Below are 1,256 nucleotides of genomic sequence, written 5' to 3' on the forward strand. Positions count from 1 at the left end.
AGCTCATCTCTCGTTGTCTTGCCGAGTCCGGCACAGTCACCCTGCGTAAACGCCGCCTGCCCCTGGAAATGATGGTCTGGTGCATCGTTGGCATGGCTCTTGAACGTAAAGAGCCGCTTCATCAAATCGTTAACCGGCTGGATATCATGCTGCCGGGTGACCGTCCCTTCGTCGCCCCCAGTGCTGTTATTCAGGCACGTCAACGGCTGGGTAGTGAGGCTGTCCGTCGCGTGTTCTTGCAAACGGCGCAGTTATGGCATAGCTCTGTCACCCATCCCCACTGGTGTGGTCTGACCCTGCTCGCCGTCGATGGTGTGGTCTGGCGAACACCCGATACGCCCGAGAACGACGCCGCCTTCCCGCGCCAGACCTATGCCGGGCAGCCCGGCCTTTATCCTCAGGTAAAAATGGTCTGCCAGATGGAACTGACCAGCCACTTGTTAACGGCCGCCGTCTTTGGAACGATGAAAGAAAGTGAATGCACGCTGGCAGAACAGTTGATAAACCAGACAGGTGATAACACCCTGACCCTACTGGATAAAGGCTATTACTCTCTGGGGTTACTGAATGCCTGGCATCAGGCAGGAAAGCATCGTCACTGGATGATCCCCCTGAAGAAAGGCGCTCAGTACCAAGAAATACGGAAGCTGGGTAAAGGCGACCATCTGGTCACACTGAAAACCAGCCCGCAGGCGCGGAAAAAATGGCCGGAACTGGAAGAGGAAATGACAGCCCGGTTGTTGACCTTCACCCGGAAAGGAAAAGTGTACCATCTGCTGACGTCGATGACGGACGCAATGCGCTATCCGGGTGGAGAGATGGTGGACCTGTACAGCCATCGGTGGGAAATCGAACTGGGTTACAGGGAAATCAAGCAGACAATGCAGCTGAGTAGGCTGACGCTGCGGAGTAAAAAGCCGGATCTGGTGGAGCAGGAACTGTGGGGCGTGCTGCTGGCGTACAATCTGGTGCGTTATCAGATGATAAAGATGGCGTGCAGCCTGAAGGGTTACTGGCCGAATCAGCTGAGCTTCTCAGAATCCTGTGGGATGGTGATGCGGATGCTGATGACGTTACAGGGTGCGTCACCGGGCCGTATCCCTGAGTTGATGCGGGATCTGGAGAGTATGGGAAAAATGGTGAAGCTGCCGGTACGAAGAGAAAGGGCCTTTCCTAGAGTGGTGAAGGAAAGGCCGCATAAATATGGCAAAGCTAGGAACAAAAAAGCCAGTCAGTTGCTTAACTGACTGGCATTA

1 protein-coding gene is annotated in these 1,256 nt (G+C 54.8%); it reads left to right on the forward strand.

What is annotated here, in order from left to right; genetic code table 11:
- Positions 1 to 1,247, forward strand: a 1,247-nt coding sequence (locus tag GVI43_RS15690) for an IS4 family transposase (RefSeq protein WP_159567770.1), incomplete at its 5' end; no start/stop codon positions are given.
- Positions 1,248 to 1,256 lie beyond the last annotated feature (9 nt).

Source organism: Budvicia diplopodorum, assembly GCF_009800925.1.
Taxonomy (GTDB): domain Bacteria; phylum Pseudomonadota; class Gammaproteobacteria; order Enterobacterales; family Enterobacteriaceae; genus Budvicia; species Budvicia diplopodorum.